The organism is Mesorhizobium sp. B1-1-8, assembly GCF_006442795.2.
Taxonomy (GTDB): Bacteria; Pseudomonadota; Alphaproteobacteria; order Rhizobiales; family Rhizobiaceae; genus Mesorhizobium.
Window position 1 is genome coordinate 294,069 of record NZ_CP083956.1, and the last position, 21,562, is coordinate 315,630.

The window sequence follows — 21,562 nt, forward strand, 5'->3', positions numbered from 1 at the left end:
GGAGCGAAAAACCGGGAACAACAACAAACTGGGAGTCCTGAAATGAAGACTGTTCTCAAGACAATGGCCGCCGCGCTGCTGTTCGGCGTCGCCGCGATGGGCGTAGCCAAGGCCGATCCGGTCAAGATCGGCGTCGCCGCCGAGCCCTATCCGCCGTTCACCTCGCCGGATGCCTCGGGCAAATGGGTCGGCTGGGAAATCGACTTCATCGACGCCGTCTGCGCCGAAGAGAAGCTCGACTGCGTGATCACGCCTGTCGCCTGGGACGGCATCATTCCGGCGCTGACCACCAAGAAGATCGACCTCATCGTCTCCTCGATGTCGATCACGGACGAGCGCAAAAAGACGATCGACTTCTCGGACAAGTATTACAACACGCCGACGGCGATCATCGGGCCGAAGGATCAGAAGTTCGGCGCCACGCCGGACGACCTCAAGGGCAAGGTCGTCGGCGTTCAGGTATCGACGGTGCATGCCGTCTACGCCAAGAAGCACTTCACCGGGGCGCAGGAAATCAAGGAATACCAGACCCAGGATGAGGCCAACCAGGATCTCGCCGCCGGCCGGCTCGACGCGGTGCAGGCCGATTCCATCGCGCTCGGCGAATTCCTGAAATCCGATCAAGGCAAGGCCTGCTGCGACCTCAAGGGCATGGTGGCTCCGGACGACGAGGTGCTCGGACCGGGCGTCGGCGCCGGCGTGCGCAAGGAAGACACCGCGCTGAAGGAAAAAATCAACGCCGGCATCAAGGCGATCCGCGCCAACGGCAAATATGACGAGATCTCGAAGAAATACTTCGATTTCGATATCTACGGCGGCGCGCCGCAGTCGAACTGACGCCCTTTCGCGCATGAGTGAGGGCATGGCGCCGGCGCCATGCCCCTTGCCCAATTGCCACGCATGCCTGCCGCTGCTCCTGTGGCCAGCGGCTGAGCCAGGACTCCGGGGGCGAAGCTGATCGACGCGTTTCTTCCGGCCTCGGCGGCCGGCATCATCGAACTTCTGTCGCCCGTGCCGCCCGGCTGGGGCGCTACGTTGCTGGTCGGCTTGCTGCATTCGATCGAGATTGCCCTTGGCGCCACCTGCCTCGGCCTTTTGATCGGCACCGGCGGCGCCTTCGGCAAGCTCTATGGCGGGCCGGTGACGCGCGACCTTTTGGCGGTCTACACCACAGTGGTCCGCGCGGTGCCGGAACTAGTGCTGATCCTGCTGCTCTATTACGCGGGCACCGACCTGATCAACCAGGTGCTGACGGCGATAGGCTATCAGCGCGTCGATATCAGCGGGCTGGCGGCCGGCATTTTCGTCCTCGGCGTCGTCCAGGGCGCCTATTCGACGGAGGTCATCCGCGGCGCCATTCTTGCCATCCCGCAGGGGCAAATCGAAGCCGCCCGCGCTTACGGCATGCCGCCGGGCCTGATGCTGCGGCGCATAACGCTGCCGGCGATGCTGCCCTTCGCCATTCCCGGCCTTGCCAATCTCTGGCTGATCGCCACCAAGGACACCGCGCTGCTCGCCGTCGTCGGCTTCTTCGAGCTGACGCTCGCTACAAGGCAGGCGGCAGGGGTGACCAAAGCCTACCTGCTCTTCTACGTCGCCGCCGGCGCGCTCTATCTCGCCCTGACGCTGTTTTCGAACCTGATCATCGGCCGCGTCGAGGCGTGGTCGCGACGCGGCATGCCTTCGGTCAAGGAGGCGCGCTGATGTCGAGCGAGGCGACCGCGATCAACATGGCGGCGCGCGCCTCCATCTGGCTCAGGCCGCACCGCATCGTGCTGATCCTGATTGCGCTCGCCCTGGTGTTCTGCGCGGCGTTCTTCATGCGCTGGGACTGGCTGCCGCAATATTGGGAAATGGGGCTTGTCGGTCTCTGGCGGTCGCTGTGGATCCTCGCCGTCACCTGCGCGCTCGGCTTCATGATTGCCCTGCCGGTCGGGCTGGCGCAGGCCGCCGGATCGATCTGGGTCGCGGCGCCGGCCAAAGTGTTCTGCACGATCATTCGCGGCACGCCGCTGCTGTTGCAACTGTGGCTGCTCTATTACGGCCTCGGCTCGCTGTTCCCGCAATATCCGTGGATACGCGAGTCCTGGATGTGGCCGTATCTGCGGCAAGCCTGGCCCTATGGCGTGCTGGCGCTGACCTTGTCCTTCGCGGGCTATGAGGGCGAGGTGATGCGCGGCGCCTTCGCCGGCGTGCCGAGAGGGCAACTCGAGGCCGCGCGCGCCTTCGGCATGAGCCGCTGGAAGATCTTCCGCCGCATCTGGCTGCCGCAGGCCTTCTACCGCGCGCTGCCGACGCTGACCGGCGAAACCGTGCTGCAATTGAAGTCGACGCCGCTGGTGGCGACGATCAGCGTCATCGACATCTTCGCCGTCTCGTCCAAGGTGCGCCAGGACACTTATCTCACCTACGAGCCTTTGCTGCTGCTGGCGCTGATCTACATGACCATCACCGGCATTCTGGTCTTGATTTTCAGCCGGATAGAGGCTCGGATTCCGGTGAAGATCGGATAAGCGAATAGGGAATAGCGAATAGCGAGTAGTTAGCTTATTCCCCTTCTCGCTACTCGCTATTCCCTACTCGCTGTTGCGGAGCAACTCCAATGCAACTCACTCTCGACCAGGCAACAGGGCTGTGCCGGATGGCAGCGCTCGGCGCCGGCGCCAATGAGGAGGCGGCGCAATCGCTGACCGCTGCGATCGTTGCGGCGGAGGCGGAAGGCCTGGCGACGGTCGGCCTGTCGCATCTCATCGACTACCTTGAGGCGATGGAAGCCGGTCGCATCGACGGCAATGCCGATCCGGTGATCACGCGGCCGGCGCTTGCCGTCTATCTTTCCGACGCGCGCGGCGGGCTTGCCCATACCGGCTTCGACCGCACGATCGAGGACCTTGCCAAGGCGGCAAGGCTGTTCGGCGTCGCCATCTTCTCGCAGAATAACGCCTATACCTGCGGCGCGCTCGGCTATTTCACCGGGCGGCTGGCCGCGCAGGGACTGGTCTCATTCGCCGCGACCAACGGGCCGGCCCTGCTTGCCGGCTCGGGCTCGGTCAAGCCGGTCTACTGCACCAATCCGATATCCTTTGCCGCGCCCGCCGCGGAGGGACCGCCGCTCGTCATCGACCAGGCGTCCAGCTCCACTGCCTTCGTCAACATCCGCAAGGCGGCCGAGAACGGCGAGAAAATCCCCGAAGGCTGGGCGCTGGATGCCAGCGGCAATCCGACCACCGATCCTGCAGCGGCCATGAAAGGGGCGATGCTCGCCTTCGGCGGCCAGCGCGGCGCCAACATAGCACTCATGGTCGAGGTGCTGTCGGCAGGCCTTTCCGGCGCCAACTGGTCGCTCGACGCGCCCTCCTTCACCTCAGGGGCGGACAGTCCCGGAACCGGCCTCTTCGTGCTGGCTATCGAGCCCAAACTGCTCGACCCGGATTTCGAACAGCGCATAAGAGACCAGCTCGACCGGCTGCGCCGACGCTATGGCGTGTACATTCCCGGCCGCGGGCGGGCCGAGGCCGCCGAAAAAGCGACGGCGCGCGGCATCGACGTGCCGAAGGCCGTGGTGCAGCGCATTTCCGAATTTGCCGAGCGCTATTCGGCCTGATCCGGAAACCATTCCCGCGACCAGCCGTATCTTCAAAGCCTGTTGAACCTTTCGCCGTTCCGCAGCAACCCATCGGCGGCACTCCACACCGCAAGCCGCAAGGGTGGCTTCGTCGCGGCTTGCGGTTGGCGGCGCCGCGCCGGGCGTTCAGGGCCGAGGCGGGCGTGCTTGCTTCACGCCGCCTTGATACCGTCTCAGGTCAGGCCGCCTCGTTGGTCCCTGTTTTCGGCGGGCGCGTTGCCCGGAAAACCCCGCTTCGGCGGGGTTTTCTGCATCCGCTTCATCGCCGGCAGACGCGCCTCGGCAAGACATTCCGACAAGACCAAAACATGGCGCCAGCGACGACGCGTCGCCCTTTGCCTTTGGCGCGAAACCGACTATGAAACGGCTGCAGCCAAGCTTTCGAGCGCCGGAGCCAGCCATGACCGAAATCCTGCAGACGCCCAAGCTCATCGTCATCTTCGGCGGATCCGGTTTCGTCGGCCGCCATATCGTGCGCGCGCTGGCCAAGCGCGGCTACCGCATCCGGGTCGCCTGCCGGCGGCCCGACCTTGCCGGCCATTTGCAGCCGCTCGGCAATGTCGGCCAGATCCAGCCGGTGCAGGCCAATGTGCGCGTGCGCTGGTCGGTCGACCGCGCCGTGCAGGGCGCCGATCACGTCATCAACCTCGTCGCCATTTTGCATGAGACGGGCCGGCAGAAATTCACCGCCGTGCACGAATTCGGCGCCCGCGCCGTCGCCGAAGCCGCGCGCTCGGTCGGCGCCGGCCTCACTCACATCTCCGCGCTCGGCGCCGACGAGAATTCCCCCTCAGACTATGCCCGCACCAAGGCGCTCGGCGAAAAGGCGGTGTTCGAGACGATCGCGGATGCCGTCATCTTGCGGCCGTCGATCAATTTCGGCCCCGAGGACGGCTTCTTCAACCGCTTCGCCAACATGGCGCGCTATTCGCCGGTGCTGCCGCTGATCGGCGGCGGGCAGACGAAATTCCAGCCGGTCTATGTCGGCGACGTCGCCGAGGCGGTGGCGCGCTCGGTCGAAGGCAAGGTCGGGGGCGGCCAGGTCTACGAGCTCGGCGGGCCGCAGGTGCTGACCTTCAAGGAATGCATGGAAGAACTGCTCGCGGTGATCGATCGCCAGCGGCTGCTGATACCGGTGCCGTGGTGGGTGGCGAACATCCAGGCCTCTGTCCTCGGCCTCTTGCCCAATCCGCTGCTGACCAGGGACCAGGTGCTGCAGCTGCGCGAGCACAACATCGTCTCCGAGGAAGCCGCCAAGGCAAACAGGACACTTGCCGGCCTCGGCATCCAGCCGCAGGCGATCGCCACGATCCTGCCGAGCTATCTCTGGCGCTTCCGCGCCGCGGGCCAGTTCCAGCAGCGCCGCCCGATCGCTGACCGATAGAGCGTTTCACCGTTTCACGGAAACGGCGAAACACTCTATCTCTTTGTTTTTACGCAATTCCGGACGGAAAACCGTGTCACACTTTTCCTGGAATTGCTCTAGCGCGCTCCCTCAGCCGCGGCGGGAGACCTGCATCGGCAAGCCGCCTTGCGGCTGCGTGGTCAGTTTCTGTACCGGCCAAGGTTTTGTCTCGGACGTTACGTCGAAGCGGAAGCGCGACAACAGGATCGCCAGCGCGATGATTGCCTCCTGCATGGCGAAGCTGGCGCCGATGCAGACGCGCGGGCCGGCGCCGAACGGCAGATACTGGAAACGGTCGATCTTGTCGCGGTTTTGCGGGTGGAAACGCTCCGGCATGAAGGCATTCGGCCGGTCCCACAGCTTGCGGTGGCGGTGCACTACCCAGGGCATCACCAGCACGGCGGCGTAGGGCGGAATGTAGAGGCCGTTCCAGGTCTCCGGCTCGATCGGCTCGCGGTTGATCGACGGCGCCGGCGGATAAAGCCTGAGCGCCTCCTCGAAGGCGGCCCGCGTCAGCGGCATGGCATCCAGCCACTTCGTCGGGTCGGGCTCGCGGGAAAGCACGGCGTCGATCTCGTGCTCGATCTTGTCGCGCTCCCAAGGCGCCTCGGCGAGGCAATAGAGCGTCCAGCCCAGCGCGCGCGCCGTCGTCTCGTGGCCGGCGCCGATGAAGGTGATGATGTTGTCCTCGACCTCGGAGCGCGTCAGACCCTCCGGCCCCTCGGCCTTGAGCAGCAGCGTCAGAAAATCCTGCGGCACGCCGTCGGGATCGCGCTTCATGCTTTCCTCGCGCATCTTCACCGTGCCGGCGACGATGTTGCGGAAATAGGCCATGGTCTTGCGGCCGCGGATGCGGGTGAAGCGCGGCAGCCATTCCGGCGCGCGCAACAAATCGAGCGGGTCGACGCGACCCATGGTCTCGAACAGGCGGTCGATCTCCTTGGCGAAGCTGCCCGGCTCGCCGGCGATCTCACCCGAAAACAGCGTCTCGGCCAGGATGTCATAAGTGAGCAGCGTCATGTCGTTGGCGATGTCTGACGTGCCGCCGGCCTCGTAACGGCTGACGAAGTCCAGCGTGCGCTTCAGCATCGGCTGGGCAAAGCCGAAGATGTGGCGCGGCGTGAACATCGGCGCCATCGCCTTGCGCGAGCGCTTCCACACTTCGCCCTCGGCGGTGAGCAGGCCGTCGCGCAGGATCGGGCGCAGGATCAGCTGGCGCACCGTCGCCATCTTGTAGTTTTTGGCGTTGTCGATCAGCACGTGGCGGATCAGGCCGGGATCGTTGGCGATGACCAGCGGCCCGCCGATGCCGGTAACGGATATCCAAGGTTCGTTGTAGGTGTGCTCGCCCCACAGTTCGAGCGGGTTGCGGTAGACGATGCGCATCATCTCCAGCGTCGACGGCGGCGTGGTGCGCGGCGTCGGCGCCGGCGGCACGAAGGGGGCGGGCTGGGTGTCCATGGGCATGCTCCGCTGGCAGCGCGAATGTAATGCGCGGCAAAGCCGGCGTCCATGTGACCGAACGGCTGGCGGCAATCGCGCCTGACGCGGGCACTCGTTCGGCCCGCTTGCCGGTCTGCCGGCTCAGGGCGAATGAAAGGCTTCTGGCCAAGCCGGCAAAATGGCCGCAAACCTTGGAAAACCAGCCATTTGCGCCTATATCTAGGACATCAAAACGGCGCGATTCGGGACCAGTTTCTCGCGGCCGACAAGCGCCATCAATCAGACAGGATTTCATGAGCGACCAGACCGAAAGCGCCATTGGCGCGCAAGCCGAATACGGCGCCGATTCCATCAAGGTTTTGAAGGGGTTGGACGCGGTGCGCAAGCGGCCGGGCATGTATATCGGCGATACCGACGACGGCTCGGGCCTGCATCACATGGTCTATGAGGTGGTGGACAACGCCATCGACGAGGCGCTGGCCGGGCACGCCGACCTCGTCTCGGTGACGCTCAACCCCGACGGTTCGGTGACCGTCATCGACAATGGCCGCGGCATTCCGACGGATATCCACACCGGCGAAGGCGTTTCGGCGGCCGAAGTGATCATGACGCAGCTGCATGCCGGCGGTAAGTTCGACCAGAATTCCTACAAGGTATCGGGCGGCCTGCATGGCGTCGGCGTATCGGTCGTCAACGCGCTATCCGCCTGGCTGAAGCTCAAGATCCGCCGCAATGGCGAGATCTACGAAATGAGCTTCACGCATGGCAATGCCGACGCGCCGCTGAAGGTCACCGGCAGCTACGAGCAGGACCGGCGCCCGGGCACCTATGAAGGCCGCAGCGGCAGCGAGATCACCTTCTTTCCGTCGGCCGAGACCTTCACCATGGTCGAGTTCGACTATGGCACGCTGGAGCACCGGCTGCGCGAGCTCGCCTTCCTGAATTCCGGCGTGCGTATCGTCCTGACCGATGCCCGCCATGCCGACCTCGTGCGCCACGAGCTGCACTATGACGGCGGGCTGGAAGAATTCGTCAAATATCTCGACCGGGTGAAGAAGCCGCTGATCGAGAAGCCGATCGCCATCCGCGCCGAGCGCGACGGCATCACCGTCGAGGTGGCGATGTGGTGGAACGACAGCTACCACGAGAACGTGCTGGCCTTCACCAACAACATCCCGCAGCGCGACGGCGGCACGCATCTGGCCGGCTTCCGCGCCGCGCTGACCAGGCAGGTCACCGGCTATGGCGAATCCTCCGGCCAGACCAAGAAGGAGAAGGTGACGCTGACCGGCGACGACTGCCGGGAAGGGCTGACGGCGGTGCTGTCGGTCAAGGTTCCGGATCCGAAATTCTCCTCGCAGACCAAGGACAAGCTGGTCTCGTCCGAGGTTCGTCCAGTGGTTGAAAGCCTGGTCAACGAGGCGCTCGGCACCTGGCTGGAAGAACATCCGGCCGAAGGCAGGGTGGTGGTCGAGAAGGTGATCCAGGCGGCGGCCGCGCGCGAGGCGGCGCGCAAGGCGCGCGACATCACCCGCAAGAGCTCGCTCGGCGTCACCTCTTTGCCCGGCAAGCTTGCCGACTGCCAGGAGCGCGATCCGGCGAAGTCCGAAATCTTCATCGTCGAGGGCGACTCGGCCGGCGGCTCGGCCAAGGGCGGCCGCTCGCGCCAGAACCAGGCGATCCTGCCGCTGCGCGGCAAGATCCTCAACGTCGAGCGGGCGCGCTTCGACCGCATGCTCTCCTCCGACATGATCGGCACGCTGATCACCGCGCTCGGCACCTCGATCGGCAAGGATGAGTTCAATGCCGACAAGCTGCGCTACCACAAGATCATCCTGATGACCGACGCCGACGTCGACGGCGCCCACATCCGCACACTGCTGCTCACCTTCTTCTTCCGGCAGATGCCGGAGCTGATCGAGCGCGGCCATCTCTACATCGCCCAGCCGCCGCTCTACAAAGTGACGCGGGGCAAGAGCTCGCAATACCTCAAGGACGAAAGCGCGTTCGAGGAGTATCTGATCGAATCCGGGCTGGACGAGGCCTCGCTGACGCTCGCCTCCGGCGAGGTGCGGACCGGACGGGACCTGCGCAGCGCCATCGACGATGCGCTGGCGGTGCGGCAGCTGATCAACGGGCTGCACACGCGCTATAACCGCAGCGTGGTCGAGCAGGCGGCGATCGCCGGCGCGCTCAATCCCGATGTGCTTGCCGATCTCGGCCGCGCCAACGCCATGGCGGAGCGCGTCGCCGGGCGGCTCGACATCATCGCCGAGGAGACCGAGCGCGGCTGGACGGGCCGGATGTCGACCTCCAACGACGGGACCGGCGGCTATGTGTTCGAGCGCACGGTGCGCGGCGTCAAGGACGTTGCCCAGCTCGATGCCGGGCTGATCGCTTCGGCCGATGCGCGCCAGCTCGACCGCTATGCGCCGCGCCTTGCCGAGATCTATGGTGAGCCGCCGGTGCTGCGCCGCAAGGAGGTTTCCGAAACGATCTCGGGACCCATGGCGCTGCTCAACGCGGTGTTCGCCACCGGCCGCAAGGGCCTGACCATGCAGCGCTACAAGGGCCTTGGCGAGATGAATGCCGAGCAGCTCTGGGAAACGACGCTCGATCCCAACGTGCGCTCGCTGCTGCAGGTCAAGGTCAACGACGCCACCGATGCCGATAGTCTGTTCTCGCGGCTGATGGGCGACGAGGTGGAGCCCAGGCGCGAGTTCATCCAGGACAATGCGCTGTCGGTAGCCAATCTCGATATCTGAGCCGACCGGCCGACAGCCTTCTGCAACAAAAAAAGCCCAGCGGATGCTGGGCTTTTTTGTTGCAGAAGCTGCGGCTAATCAGTGATCCATGGCCTTGACGATTTCCTCGGTCATCTTCTTGGCGTCGCCGAGCAGCATCATGGTGCCGTCCTTGTAGAACAGCGTGTTGTCGATGCCGGCATAACCGGAGCCGAGCGAGCGCTTGACGAAGAGGCAGGTGCGGGCCTTGTCGACGTCGAGGATCGGCATGCCGTAAATCGGCGAGGACTTGTCGTCACGCGCGGACGGGTTGGTGACGTCGTTGGCGCCGATGACATAGGCGACGTCGGCCTGCGCGAACTCGGAGTTGATGTCCTCCAGCTCGAACACCTCGTCATAGGGCACGTTGGCCTCGGCTAGAAGCACGTTCATGTGGCCGGGCATGCGGCCGGCGACGGGATGGATGGCGTATTTGACGTCGACGCCATTAGCCTTGAGCTTGTCGGCCATTTCACGCAGCGCATGCTGCGCCTGGGCGACCGCCATGCCGTAGCCGGGCACGATGATGACCTTCTGCGCGTTCATCATCAGATAGGCGGCGTCCTCCGCCGAGCCCTGCTTGACGGTGCGCTCGATGCCATCATCGGCAGCCGCGGCCGTTTCGCCGCCGAAGCCGCCGAGGATGACGGAGATGAAAGAGCGGTTCATGCCCTTGCACATGATGTAGGACAGGATCGCACCCGACGAGCCGACCAGCGCGCCGGTGATGATCAGCGCCAGATTGCCGAGCGTGAAGCCGAGCGCAGCCGCCGCCCAGCCGGAATAGGAGTTCAGCATCGACACCACGACCGGCATGTCGGCGCCGCCGATCGGGATGATGAGAAGGACACCGAGGACGAGCGATGCCGCCACGATCAGCCAGAAGACGAGCTTCGATTCCGTGGTGACGAGCAGCACGATCAGCACCACAAGAGCAATGCCGAGCGCGATGTTGATAAGGTGGCGGCCGCCGATCATGATCGGCTTGCCGGACATGCGGCCGTCGAGCTTCAGGAAGGCGATGACCGAGCCGGTGAAAGTGATGGCGCCGATGGCGACGCCGAGGCTCATCTCGATCAGCGCCTGGCCGTGGATGTCGCCCGCCGTGCCGATGCCGAAGCTTTCCGGGGCATAGATCGCGGCAGCCGCCACCATGACGGCGGCAAGGCCGACGAGGCTGTGGAAGGCGGCGACCAACTGCGGCATCGAAGTCATGGCGATGCGGCGCGCGGTGACTGCGCCGAGGCCGCCGCCGATAGCAAGACCGAGCACGATCAGGCCGAAGCCGCCGACCGAAGGGACGGCAAGCGCCAGGGTGGTGGCGATGGCGATGCCCATGCCGATCATGCCGTAGAGATTGCCCTGACGGCTGGCGGTCGGGTGCGACAGACCACGCAGCGCCAGGATGAACAGGATGCCGGAGACAAGATAAAGGAACGAAGCGAAGTTGGCGTTCACGTCACTTGTCCTTCTTCTTGTACATGGCCAGCATGCGCTGGGTGACGAGGAAGCCGCCGAAGATGTTGACCGAGACCAGCATCAGCGCCACGAAGCCGAAGCCCGTGGCAATGCCGGACGCCGAGATGCCGACGGCAAGCAGCGCGCCGACGACGATCACGGAAGAGATTGCATTGGTGACGGCCATCAGCGGCGTATGCAGTGCTGGCGTTACCGACCAGACCACATAATAGCCGACGAAGATCGCCAGCACGAAAATGGCGAAGCGGAAGACGAAGGGGTCGATGGCGCCGCCCGATAGAGCGTGTGCGGCGCCGCCGGCGGCCTCGGCGCCGCCCGGTGCCGCTGCAAGGTTCTGCACCGCGACCTTGACGGCAGCGGTCGCCTGATCGAGCTGATCGAGGGCTCTCTGCAAGCTCTGGTCCATCACGCAGTCCCCTTCGGTTTGGCCGCGGCCTTCCTGTCAGCTGTTTTTCTCGGTGCCGCCTTCTTTTCTGAGGCGTCGGCGACCATGGTCGACGCTGGGACCGCCGCCGGTTCGACATGCGGCTGCTGGTCTGCTTTGGCAAAATTGGGATGCACGACCTTGCCGCCATCGGTCAGCATCGTCGCCTTGACCAGGTCGTCGTCGCGCCTGATGGCAAGCGTTTTTGCCGCCTTGTCGACCATCGTCTCGAGGAAGGCGTAAAGGTTCTTGGCATAAAGCAGCGAAGCGGATGCAGCAACACGACCGGGCACGTTGAGATGGCCGACGATCTTGACGCCGTTCTCAGTCGTCACGACCTTGCCCGGTACCGCGCCTTCGACATTGCCGCCGCGCTCGACCGCGAGATCGACGATCACCGAGCCCGGCTTCATAGAGGCGACCATGGCGGCCGAGATCAGCTTCGGCGCCGGACGGCCGGGGATCAGCGCCGTGGTGATGACGATGTCCTGCTTGGCGATATGCTCTGCGGTCAGCGCCGCCTGCTTGACCTGGTATTCCTTCGACATTTCCTTGGCGTAGCCGCCGGCCGTCTCGGCGGCCTTGAACTCCTCGTCCTCGACCGCCAGGAATTTGGCCCCGAGCGACTGCACCTGCTCCTTCACCGCCGGACGCACGTCGGTGGCGGTGACCACGGCGCCAAGACGGCGCGCGGTGGCGATCGCCTGCAGGCCGGCGACGCCGACGCCCATGATGAAGGCTTTCGCGGCCGGCACGGTGCCCGCCGCCGTCATCATCATCGGCAGCGCGCGGTCATATTCGGCGGCCGCGTCGATCACCGCCTGGTAGCCGGCGAGATTGGCCTGAGAGGACAGCACGTCCATCGACTGCGCGCGGGTGATGCGCGGCATGAATTCCATCGAGAAGGCGGTGATGCCGGCCTTAGCCATCGCGGCCACCGCAGCATCGTTGCCGTAGGGGTCCATGATGGCGATGACGGCAGCGCCCGACTTGTAGCCCTTGAGCTCCGCATCCGTCGGCCGGCGCACTTTCAGCACCAAGTCGGCCTTCGACGCGTCGGCAGCCTTGCCGATCGCGGCACCAGCCTTGGCGAACTCCTCGTCAGGGATGCGCGACCCCGTGCCAGCGCCCTTCTCGACGATCACGTCGAAGCCGAGACCCGCCAGACGCTTGACCGTCTCCGGCGAGGCCGCGACACGCGGCTCGTTGGCGTCAAGCTCACGAGGGATGAATACCGTCTGCCCCACCGCACGATCCTTTCGGCTGGAACCTTAATGCGCAAAGCGTCGGCCGGCACTCCGGCGGCGTCAAGGGCAATGGGTTTTTTGAACAGTCGAAAGCAAGTCGCGTGAAAAAGGATTCAAGCGACATGCTTCAGGTCTTTGATTTCAGAAATGTCTTGGTCCCGAAACCGCTGCACACGGGAGACATGCCCTAGCGCAGAATGAAGGCGCCGACGGCCATGATCAGGATGAACAGGATGGCCCCGGAGAAGATGCCACCGACGAAGAACCCGAAGGCCATTGCCAGGAGGACGCCAGCGCAGAAGAGCGAGCCGTATTTGGCAAGCGCAAGGAAAGCCTTATAGGTGCGGTCATGCTCGGCATAGTCCATCTGCGCGCCCAATTCGACAGGACCGGTCGGCGAGTGATCAGCCATAGGAGTACCCCTTCGAAGATGCCTTCGAGGCACATAGCGAAAAGCCGGACCGAGAGCAATGGCGCTATTGCCGCACAGGACGCGACAACAGCCTCAAATCAAAGTTGAAATTGGGGAAGACTGCCGCTCCGGCAACGGGGCGACCCGGCTTTTTCAGCTGGCGAGATGCGGAAACAGGCCGAGCAGGCCGACGACGATAAGATAGAGCGCGACGATGTAGTTGAGCAGGCGCGGCATCACCAGGATCAGCACGCCGGCGATCAGCGAGATCAGCGGCGTGAGCGCAAGGGAATGGATGGTCATGTCGGTGTCCTTTAAACAGCTCGGAGCAGAACGATTGTCAGGCAGGACGGCAGCCAAGGCCGGTCACCGCGCCAGCCTTATAACGGCGCAACTGCCGGAAAGGTCCATGAGACGAGGACGGACCCCCATTCAGGCGGCTTCTTGCAAATATTTCGCTGTCGGCAGGATGGACAGAGGCATCAGCCGGTTGATGGCCGGATTGCCAAACATCAGCCGTTGTTCCGTCGGCGTGGATTTGAAGAATGGCAACCGTTTGAGCGTCAGGCGCATGTTTTCGCCGGCCGGGATTTCGAACAGCGCGAGCGGGGGAAGAACGCCCGGGAATACTTTACCCTCTGTCCTCTGCACGGCCTGAAAGTAACGAACATAAAAAGCGGAATGCTCCATCTTGACCGGCGTCAGCACCGAGTCCTGGCCAAAATAACAGGAGGCGACCATGGCAATCCTGAGCGTCAGGAAGGGTATCACTCCGGGCGACGGCGCGCTGGCAGGATCGGCCGCGAACCGGGTTCCATCGATGAAGGTTTCTCCGCGCGCAAGCCGCTCGTTCAATATTTCCGGATAGGCATCGACGGAGGGCGAGAACGGACACTCGCGGGTAATATAATGGAAGCGCAGTGTGCTGACCAATTGGTCATAGCAATAGACACCGAACCGGTAGGAGTTGGGCAGATTGTCCCAGCGATCCTCGAACATTCCACTGGCGATCGGGCCACACATGCCCGAGCGCATGTAGGATTGATAGCGAAGTCGGTAGATCGCCTCCAGATCCTCGCCGCCCGTAATGAGGCGATACTCAACGTGCTCCAATAACTGCATCATCGATCGGTTAAGCACCGACTCGCCTCTTGCGCCGGCGCCAGCCAACACATCCTTCCTCGCAACATCCATTGCCAGTCCTCGAATTCCGCCTGCAGCTAGGCTATTCGAGTTGAAATGAGACACAAGCTGAAAATTCGACGGTGCTGATTTACCGTATGTTAACCTTAACGGCTAGCGGGATACTTGTCGTCAATATTGTGCAAGAAACGCAAAATCGGGACTTGGCCGTACCGCCGATCACAAGAAGGCGGCGGTTCGTCGATCCAATCGGGCGAAGCCCGCAATCGGCGCTAACTGGCTGTTCGTTTGCCGATGAGACGCAGGTCCGCGGCGAATGGCCAGGTGACATTCGACATCGTCTCGATACCCGACGCACTGAGCGCGGCACCGAAGAGGAAGCCTTGCACCAGATCCGGTTTGACCGAATGCACCAGTACCTTCAGCTGCTCGAAGCTTTCCACCCCTTCGATGGTGACGACCAGGCCCAACGTCCGGGTCAAGCCGACGATGCCCTTCAAAAGGTCGAGCGACTGCGGGCTCTGGGTTACGTCTATCAGGAAGGAGCGGTCGATCTTGATCTTGTCGAGCGGCAACTTGTGGAGATAGCTGAGGCTGGAGTAGCCGGTGCCGAAATCGTCGAGCGCTATGCGCACGCCAAGCTGCTTCAGCTCTTCGATATACTGCCTTGTCAGCGACTTGTCGTCGAGCAGCGCGGTCTCGGTGACTTCGATCTCGAGGCGGCCTGGCGCGAGGCCCGATGCCACCAGCGCCTCGCGCACCTTCTGCACGACATCGCGGTTGCGGAAGTCCTTGGCCGAAAGGTTGACCGATACGCTGGTCTGCGCCGGCCATTTGGCGCATTCGGCGCAGGCCGCCTGCAACACGAAAGTACTGATGTCGGAAATGATGCCCATCTCCTCGGCCAGCGGGATGAAGACGCCGGGCGAGATCGGCCCGAGGTCGGCGTGATCCCAACGGCAGAGCGCCTCGCAGCCAGCTATGCGCATGGTGCTCATCGCCACGATCGGCTGATAGACGACGCGCAACTCCTTGTTTTGCACGGCTGTGCGCAGATCGGCCTTCATCAGCTGGCGATTGCGGAACGCGGCATCCATCGATGCCTCGAACAGCCGCCAGCTGTTCTTGCCGAGCTCCTTGGCCTTGTAGAGGGCAAGGTCGGCCTTGACGATCATGGCGTCGACATCGGTGTCTGCGACCCTGGACAACACGGCGCCGCCGCTGGCCTGGATGCGTAGGCTGTGACCGGCGACATCCACCTCGCCCTGCAGGTCGACGAAGATCTCGTCGAGCAAATCGTTCAGATGGCTCTCGTCCTCGATGCGGTCGAAGAAGACCATGAACTCGTCGCCGCCGAAACGGCTGACATTGATGCCTGGCGCGGCGACCGCCGCCAGCCGCTCGGCCACGGCATAGATCAGCCCGTCGCCGACCGGATGGCCGAGCGTGTCGTTGACGCTCTTGAAATCGTCGAGATCGAGCACGGCGAGGCCGCAGAGCCGGTCGCGGTCGCCGGACGCCATGGCTTCGCCGACGAGCTCATGGAAATAGGCGCGATTCGGCAGGCCGGTGAGGTTGTCGTAGCGCGCCATAAAGCGGATCTTTTCCTCCGCCTCGACGCGGGCAGTCACATCCTCGAAGGTGATGACGCCCAATTCCTGGCTGCCTTCGCGCGCCGAAAACTCGTAATGCTGGCCATTGGCAAGCGAAACCAGCACCTTGCGGTCGCGGCCTTCGCGCAAGGCGCGCGTCAGCTGCGCCTCGATGTAGCGGCAGTCCTTCGGCGCCAGCATGCCGCCGGCAGCGCCGCGCATCAAAAGGCCGTGAATTGAACGCCCGAGCAGCGCCTCGGCCGATTTCAGCGACATCAGATGGGCAGCCTCGGCATTGGCGACCACGACGCGCCCATCCGGGCCCAGCATGACCAGGCCATGTGACATGGTGTTGAGCGCGCGGTCGAACCTGCGCGTCAGGTTCCTCGCCTGCTTGTGGCCGATAACCGCCGAGAACAGCACGTTGCGGACATGGTCAGCGCTGCTGATCGTGACGAACGTCAGCGGGAAGATCATCAAGCCGAGGACGACAGAAGGCATATCCATGCGCAGGACGAGCGCAAGAGCTGCCGGCCCAACGAGGGTCAAGGAAAAAATCTGGACCATGCGCATGGACCCGTAGCTTCGCCCGACAACCGTTACCAGGGTCGTCAACGACAACGACACCGACGCCAGCTCAGCAAATTGATCAGGACGCAGATAGATCGACACGAAGCAGAATGACCCCAATGCGAGGCCCTGCGCGCTGCCTTTGAGAATGTAATTACGCTCTATCGCTTCTGCCTCTGCGACACTTGCTATGGTGCCGCCCGCTCTATGGAAGCTCCGGATGCTGAAGTACCGCCAGAGGCTGGCCGACAGCAGAAGGAAAGCTAACGCCAGATAAAGCAGATCCTGCGTGCGCAGGTAGACCATGAACCCGAGAATCCAGTAGCATACGCCGCCGATCGCCACCATGCCGGCGTTGTCGAACAATGCCCGCACGAACTGGATATAAACATCCGCCGGGATGTTCTCGGTCTTTGTTCTGCCCATGTCGCTGGCCCAACACTACGCCCTGTAATGCCACGCCCCGCCTTAAGAAAGGCTTAGAAACATCGGCTTGACCTCGGTTGCCGAGGTTACGAAACCGCGGGACAGATCAGAAAATTCAACCCTTCGGCAAACAATCGGCCGGCTGGTGCGATCACTCCGCCGCCCGGAGTGCCGGCTCCGGCAAGGGCTGGGTCAGGCGGTCTAGCAGCCTAGAACGCTCGCCTGCCGCCTTTTCGGCGCTGGCCTGCCGGACATGGCCGTAGCCGCGGATGAGCGCCGGCACCGAGGCCAGGGCGGCAGCGGCTTCGATCCTGCCCGGCGCAAGTGCTGCGGCGATCAGCTCCAGATCGGCCTCGTACCGTGTCAGTTGCTGGCGTTCCATGCGCCGTTCGGCGGTGCGGCCAAAGACATCGAACGCCGTACCGCGCAGACCCTTCATCGCCGCGAGCAGCCGAAGCCCCTTCATCATCCACGGGCCGAAGCTCGATTTCCTCGGCCTGCCGTCGCTGCCGCGCCGGCCAAGAATGGGCGGGGCGAGATGGAATTCGAGCTTGTCGTAGCTCTGGAACTGCCTTGCGAGGTCGGCGGCGAAGCTGCCGTCGGTGTAAAGACGCGCCACCTCGTACTCGTCCTTTACCGCCATCAGCTTGAACAGGTTTTTCGCAGCGGCCTCGCTGACGGCGGTCGATCCAGGCACCGCCTTCGCCTCCACGGCGCGCAGCCGCGCCAGCCTGTCGGCATAGCGCTTGCCATAGGCGGCGTTCTGGTATGCGGTCAGAAATGCGACGCGGCGGGCGATGATGTCGTCAAGCGTCTCGGCAGGTGCGGGCGCCGTCTTGCCGGGCTCGCTGGCCAGGGCGCGCACAAATTCCGGCTGATGCGCGGCGCGGCGGCCCCAGCGGAAGGCGGCGATGTTCATCGCCACTGCCTCTCCGTTCAATTCTATTGCCTTTTCAACGGCTTCGGCCGAGAGCGGCAGCCCGCCATGCTGGAAGGCGAAGCCGAGCATGAACATGTTGGCGCCAAGCGAATTGCCGAACAGCGCGGTCGCCGTGCGGGTGGCGTCGAAGAAGTGCGCCCGGTCGTCGCCGGCGGCGGCGCGGATCGCCTTTTTCAACCGCTCGACCGGCAGCGAGAAATCGGCTGCGCGGGTGAATTCGCCGGGCATGATCTCGGCGGTATTGGCGAGGAAGATCGTGTGGCCCTCGCGCACCGCGGCAAGCACCTTCCTGGCGCCGGACACGACGAGGTCGCAGCCGAGCACCAGATCGGCCTTGCCGGCGGAGACACGGATAGCATGGATATCGTCAGGCGTCGGAGCGATGCGGACATGGGTGAAGACCGAGCCGCCCTTCTGGGCCAGCCCGGCCATGTCGATCATGCCGCAGCCCTTGCCTTCCAGGTGGGCGGCCATGCCGAGCACCGCGCCGATGGTGACGACGCCGGTGCCGCCGACGCCGTCGATGATCGCCGCCCAGCCCTCGCCGCCGAGCGGGAATTCGGCTGGCCTGGGCACGCCGTCGAGCGGATCGGCCCTGCCGGCAATGCCTTCGGTCTTCCTGATTTTGGCGCCGTGCACGGTGACGAAGGACGGGCAGAAGCCGTTGACGCAGGAAAAATCCTTGTTGCAGCTCGACTGGTCGATCCGGCGCTTGCGGCCGAACTCGGTCTCCACCGGCTGGATCGAGACGCAGTTCGACTGCACGCCGCAATCGCCGCAGCCTTCACAGACCAGTTCGTTGATGAAGACGCGCTTGTCGGGATCGGGAAAGGTGCCGCGCTTGCGGCGGCGACGCTTCTCGGCGGCGCAGGTCTGGTCGTAGATCAGCACCGAAACGCCCTTGACGCCACGCAATTCGCGCTGGACGAGGTCGAGGTCGTCGCGGTGATGGATGGAGACGCCCGAGGGGAATTCAACCTTGCCGGCGTATTTGTCGGGCTCGTCGGTGACGACGGCAATGCGCTCGACGCCTTCGGCGCGCACCTGCCTGGCAATCATGTCGACCGTCAGGCCGCCTTCATGCGGCTGGCCGCCGGTCATGGCGACGGCGTCGTTGTAGAGGATCTTGTAGGTGATGTTGGCGCCGGAGGAAAGCGCGAAGCGGATCGCCAGCACGCCGGAATGATTGTAGGTGCCGTCGCCGAGATTCTGGAAGATATGGTCGCGTTTCGAGAATGGCGCCTGGCCGACCCATTGCGCGCCCTCGCCGCCCATCGCCGTGAAGCCGACGGTGTTGCGGTCCATCCACAACGCCATGAAATGGCAGCCGATGCCGGCGGCGGCGAGCGAGCCGTCCGGCACCTTGGTCGAGGAATTGTGCGGGCAGCCCGAGCAGAAGAAGGGCGTGCGCGAGCCGATGTCGGTCGCGTCGGCGAGCATGGCCTGGAACTGCCGCAGCTTCGCCACCCGCGCGGCGATCTCTTGCGATGGGCCGATGGTGCGCAGGATCCTTTCGCCGAGCGCTATGGCGATCTCGTTCGGGTCGAGCGCACCCTTGGCCGGGAACAGCCAGTCGCCGCGCTCGTCCTTCTTGCCGACGATGACCGGCTGCATGGCGGTGCCGTAAAGGTTCTCGCGCAGTTGCACCTCGATCAGCGAGCGCTTCTCCTCGACGACGACGATGGTGTCGAGGCCGCGGGCGAACTCGGCGATATGCTGCAGGTCGAGCGGCCACGGACAGCCGACCTTGAACAGGCGGATGCCGATGCGGTTGGCAGCCGCTTCGTCGATGCCGATGTCCTCCAGCGCCTGGCGGACGTCGAGGTAGCTCTTGCCGATGGTGATGACGCCGAGTTTCGGATTGCGGCCACCGGAATAGACGATCCGGTTCAGCCCGTTGGCATGGATGAAGGCGGACGCCGCGGCCCGCTTGTACTCATGCAGCCGCTCTTCCTGGCCGAGCATGTCGATCTCGTGGCGGATGTTGAGGCCGCCTGCCGGCATGTCGAATTCGGGAATGACGATGTTGAGCCGCCCGATCGAGGCGTCGACCGAAGCGGTCGATTCGATGTTGTCCTTGACGCATTTGATCGCCGCCCAGGTGCCGGCGAAACGCGACATAGCAAAGCCATAGAGGCCGTAGTCGATGATCTCCTGGACGCCGGCCGGATTGAGGATCGGCACCATGGTGTCGACGAAGAGGAATTCGGTGGCGTGCGCATTGGTCGAGGATTCGGCCATATGGTCGTCGCCCATCAGGGCGAGCACGCCGCCATGTCTCGACGAGCCGGCGAGGTTGGCGTGGCGGAACACATCGCCCGAGCGATCTACGCCAGGGCCCTTGCCGTACCAGACCGAAAAGACGCCGTCATGGGTGCCTTCGCCGAGCAATTCGGTCTGCTGCGAGCCCCAGCAGGCGGTGGCGGCGAGCTCCTCGTTGAGGCCGGGCTGGAAGACGATATCGGCCTCGGCGAGCTGCTTCTTCGCCCGCCACAGCTGCATGTCGAGGCCACCGAGCGGCGAGCCGCGATAGCCGGAGACGAAGCCCGCGGTGTTCAAGCCGGCGCGGCGGTCGCGCTCGCGCTGCATCAGGAGCATGCGGACGACGGCCTGCGCGCCGGAAAGGAAAACACGCTCCTTGGCAAGGTCGAACTTGTCGTCGAGCGCGACGTCATGCAGCGTCATCAGGCAATTCCTGTGCGGAAGCGCGCGGAAGTCGGGCGCCAACGTCGGGTGGACGCCGCAGTCTTTCTCCCCTTGCCGGAGAGGTCAAACGAAATCGCAGGGGCCAGGCAACACGCAACAAACCGTCCCTTCGACGGCCGCCGGCGCATTCAAATCCCTGCCAAGCGCCCAGCAAAGCACGAAAATTTCAGCCAATTTGCGCCTGTCAGCCGGCCTTCGAGCAATCCGGCTTGGGCTCGCCAGGCAGCCTGCCGTCGGGGTGGCCTGCAAGGTCCTTGTTGAGCTCGTAGTTCGGTCCGATCACCAGCGGCCGGTCGGGCAGGATCGACTGGTCCTCCGACGAGGTCATCGTGGTTTCGATACTCTGCAGAACAGCGCCGCCGGCATCCTGGATGCGGATCGAGACGGCGTAGGGCTTGTCCTTGACCACGCAGGTGAGCGGCGGGCTGGTGAGAGTAATATGGGGAAGCTTGGGCCAGATCTTCTGGTTGACGATAAGCGGGTCGCCACCGGCCGGATTCTGGAAATTGACGACGGCGACCTGGCCCTCGCCCACCGGCCGCAACGGCTTGAGAGTGATGACATAGGTGGCGATCGCCAGCCGATAGTTGAACTCGAACAGCTTGCCGGAAATGGCAAAGAGCTGATCCTTGCCGGTATCGCGGCAGGCACCGAGAACGGTTGCGGCAATCAAGGCGGCGCCGAGAACGGTCGAACGCGTAAACTTGCTAGGCATTGATGACCTCCCTGACCGCCGTGCGGCGGCGATAATAACGGTTCGCTTTCTGGCGGTTGCCGCAGACGGCCATGTCGCACCAGAGGCGGCTGGAGTTGCGACTGCGATCGACAAACAGCCAGCTGCAATTGGGACAGATCCTGAGTCTTGCAACGGTTTCCTCGCGCAGCAGCGACAGTGCCGAGACGGCCAGGGCCGCCTCGAAGGCGATGGGCGTTGCCGGATCGCCGAAGGGTCGCCCCGGCGCGGCGATCTCGGTGGCGCTGCCCGCCAGCCCTGCGGCGCAGGCCGTCAGGAAATCCGGCAGATGGCCGGTGGCAACCGCGCCTTGTGACACGGCATGGCGGAACAGGCGATCGGTCGCCTCGCGGATCGACAGCACGGCCGGCGCAATCCTGTCCGGTTCCGGCGCCGCCAGCCGCCGGCCACCGAGCTCGGCGGCGCGAAAGCCGCTTGCCGCCTCGGCGAAGCGGGCGATCTCGGCCGGGTCGTCGAAACGGTCGAACGTCTTTTCCGCATCGTTGCGCAGCACGACAGTGTTTGCGGTGTCGAGCGCAAGGATGCCGCCGGTGAAGCGATGCGGGGTCCAGGAGACTGTCATGGCAGAAATCTAACCGATAAAGCGTATTTGACAAGTTAGATTCCGAGTGTA

At 64.1% G+C, this 21,562-nt stretch carries 17 protein-coding genes; 6 read left to right on the forward strand and 11 right to left on the reverse strand.

The window, feature by feature from the left end:
- Positions 1-42: 42 nt before the first annotated feature.
- The 5 genes from FJ974_RS01355 to FJ974_RS01375 all read left to right on the forward strand — a co-directional run bounded on the left by FJ974_RS01355 (position 43) and on the right by FJ974_RS01375 (position 5,009).
- Complete coding sequence (locus FJ974_RS01355; protein WP_140538716.1) at positions 43-837, forward strand: transporter substrate-binding domain-containing protein; 795 nt, start codon at positions 43-45, stop codon at positions 835-837.
- Positions 838-1,038: 201 nt separating this feature from the next.
- The gene (locus FJ974_RS01360) at positions 1,039-1,704 is read left to right on the forward strand and encodes an ABC transporter permease (RefSeq protein ID WP_181177316.1); all 666 of its coding nucleotides are present in this window, start codon (positions 1,039-1,041) and stop codon (positions 1,702-1,704) included.
- Positions 1,704-2,513 carry an ABC transporter permease gene (locus tag FJ974_RS01365; RefSeq protein ID WP_140538714.1) on the forward strand — a complete coding sequence of 270 codons (810 nt, stop codon included), beginning with the start codon at positions 1,704-1,706 and terminating at the stop codon, positions 2,511-2,513. Before FJ974_RS01360 ends, FJ974_RS01365 begins: the two co-directional genes overlap by 1 nt.
- An 89-nt stretch (positions 2,514-2,602) precedes the next feature.
- Entirely contained in the window at positions 2,603-3,604 is a 1,002-nt protein-coding gene (locus tag FJ974_RS01370) for an Ldh family oxidoreductase (protein WP_140538713.1), read from the forward strand.
- Positions 3,605-4,025: 421 nt separating this feature from the next.
- Positions 4,026-5,009 (forward strand): complex I NDUFA9 subunit family protein, encoded by a 984-nt coding sequence (locus tag FJ974_RS01375; protein ID WP_140538712.1) that lies wholly within the window; start codon positions 4,026-4,028, stop codon positions 5,007-5,009.
- Positions 5,010-5,120: 111 nt separating this feature from the next.
- Here the strand turns inward: FJ974_RS01375 and FJ974_RS01380 are convergent, their stop codons facing one another.
- Entirely contained in the window at positions 5,121-6,491 is a 1,371-nt protein-coding gene (locus FJ974_RS01380) for a cytochrome P450 (protein WP_140538711.1), read from the reverse strand.
- A gap of 275 nt (positions 6,492-6,766) precedes the next feature.
- On the opposite strand from FJ974_RS01380, the gene gyrB reads away from it, so the two are divergent.
- Positions 6,767-9,238, forward strand: coding sequence for a DNA topoisomerase (ATP-hydrolyzing) subunit B (gene gyrB, locus FJ974_RS01385; protein WP_140538710.1), 2,472 nt, complete (start codon positions 6,767-6,769; stop codon positions 9,236-9,238).
- Between the two features lie 78 nt (positions 9,239-9,316).
- Here the strand turns inward: gyrB and FJ974_RS01390 are convergent, their stop codons facing one another.
- From FJ974_RS01390 to FJ974_RS01435, 10 genes are all read right to left on the reverse strand, one after another.
- Positions 9,317-10,714, reverse strand: a complete 1,398-nt coding sequence (locus FJ974_RS01390; RefSeq protein ID WP_140538709.1) for an NAD(P)(+) transhydrogenase (Re/Si-specific) subunit beta — start codon at positions 10,712-10,714, stop codon at positions 9,317-9,319.
- A 1-nt stretch (position 10,715) separates the two neighbouring features.
- Positions 10,716-11,141: a proton-translocating transhydrogenase family protein gene (locus tag FJ974_RS01395; RefSeq protein ID WP_140538708.1), complete on the reverse strand. Its 426-nt coding sequence runs from the start codon at positions 11,139-11,141 to the stop codon at positions 10,716-10,718.
- On the reverse strand, positions 11,141-12,406 hold the full coding sequence (locus tag FJ974_RS01400) for a Re/Si-specific NAD(P)(+) transhydrogenase subunit alpha (RefSeq protein WP_140538707.1): 1,266 nt from the start codon (positions 12,404-12,406) through the stop codon (positions 11,141-11,143). Before FJ974_RS01400 ends, FJ974_RS01395 begins: the two co-directional genes overlap by 1 nt.
- A 187-nt stretch (positions 12,407-12,593) precedes the next feature.
- The gene (locus tag FJ974_RS01405; RefSeq protein ID WP_140538706.1) at positions 12,594-12,818 is read right to left on the reverse strand and encodes an aa3-type cytochrome c oxidase subunit IV; all 225 of its coding nucleotides are present in this window, start codon (positions 12,816-12,818) and stop codon (positions 12,594-12,596) included.
- Between the two features lie 153 nt (positions 12,819-12,971).
- On the reverse strand, positions 12,972-13,121 hold the full coding sequence (locus FJ974_RS01410; protein WP_127866594.1) for a DUF3096 domain-containing protein: 150 nt from the start codon (positions 13,119-13,121) through the stop codon (positions 12,972-12,974).
- A gap of 129 nt (positions 13,122-13,250) precedes the next feature.
- Positions 13,251-13,991, reverse strand: coding sequence for an N-acyl amino acid synthase FeeM domain-containing protein (locus tag FJ974_RS01415; protein WP_226891597.1), 741 nt, complete (start codon positions 13,989-13,991; stop codon positions 13,251-13,253).
- Between the two features lie 242 nt (positions 13,992-14,233).
- The gene (locus tag FJ974_RS01420) at positions 14,234-16,549 is read right to left on the reverse strand and encodes a putative bifunctional diguanylate cyclase/phosphodiesterase (protein WP_140538704.1); all 2,316 of its coding nucleotides are present in this window, start codon (positions 16,547-16,549) and stop codon (positions 14,234-14,236) included.
- A gap of 151 nt (positions 16,550-16,700) precedes the next feature.
- The gene (locus FJ974_RS01425) at positions 16,701-20,174 is read right to left on the reverse strand and encodes an indolepyruvate ferredoxin oxidoreductase family protein (RefSeq protein ID WP_140538703.1); all 3,474 of its coding nucleotides are present in this window, start codon (positions 20,172-20,174) and stop codon (positions 16,701-16,703) included.
- A 205-nt stretch (positions 20,175-20,379) separates the two neighbouring features.
- Positions 20,380-20,910, reverse strand: a complete 531-nt coding sequence (locus tag FJ974_RS01430) for a hypothetical protein (RefSeq protein WP_140538702.1) — start codon at positions 20,908-20,910, stop codon at positions 20,380-20,382.
- On the reverse strand, positions 20,903-21,511 hold the full coding sequence (locus FJ974_RS01435) for a CGNR zinc finger domain-containing protein (protein WP_140538701.1): 609 nt from the start codon (positions 21,509-21,511) through the stop codon (positions 20,903-20,905). Before FJ974_RS01435 ends, FJ974_RS01430 begins: the two co-directional genes overlap by 8 nt.
- Positions 21,512-21,562: the final 51 nt, after the last annotated feature.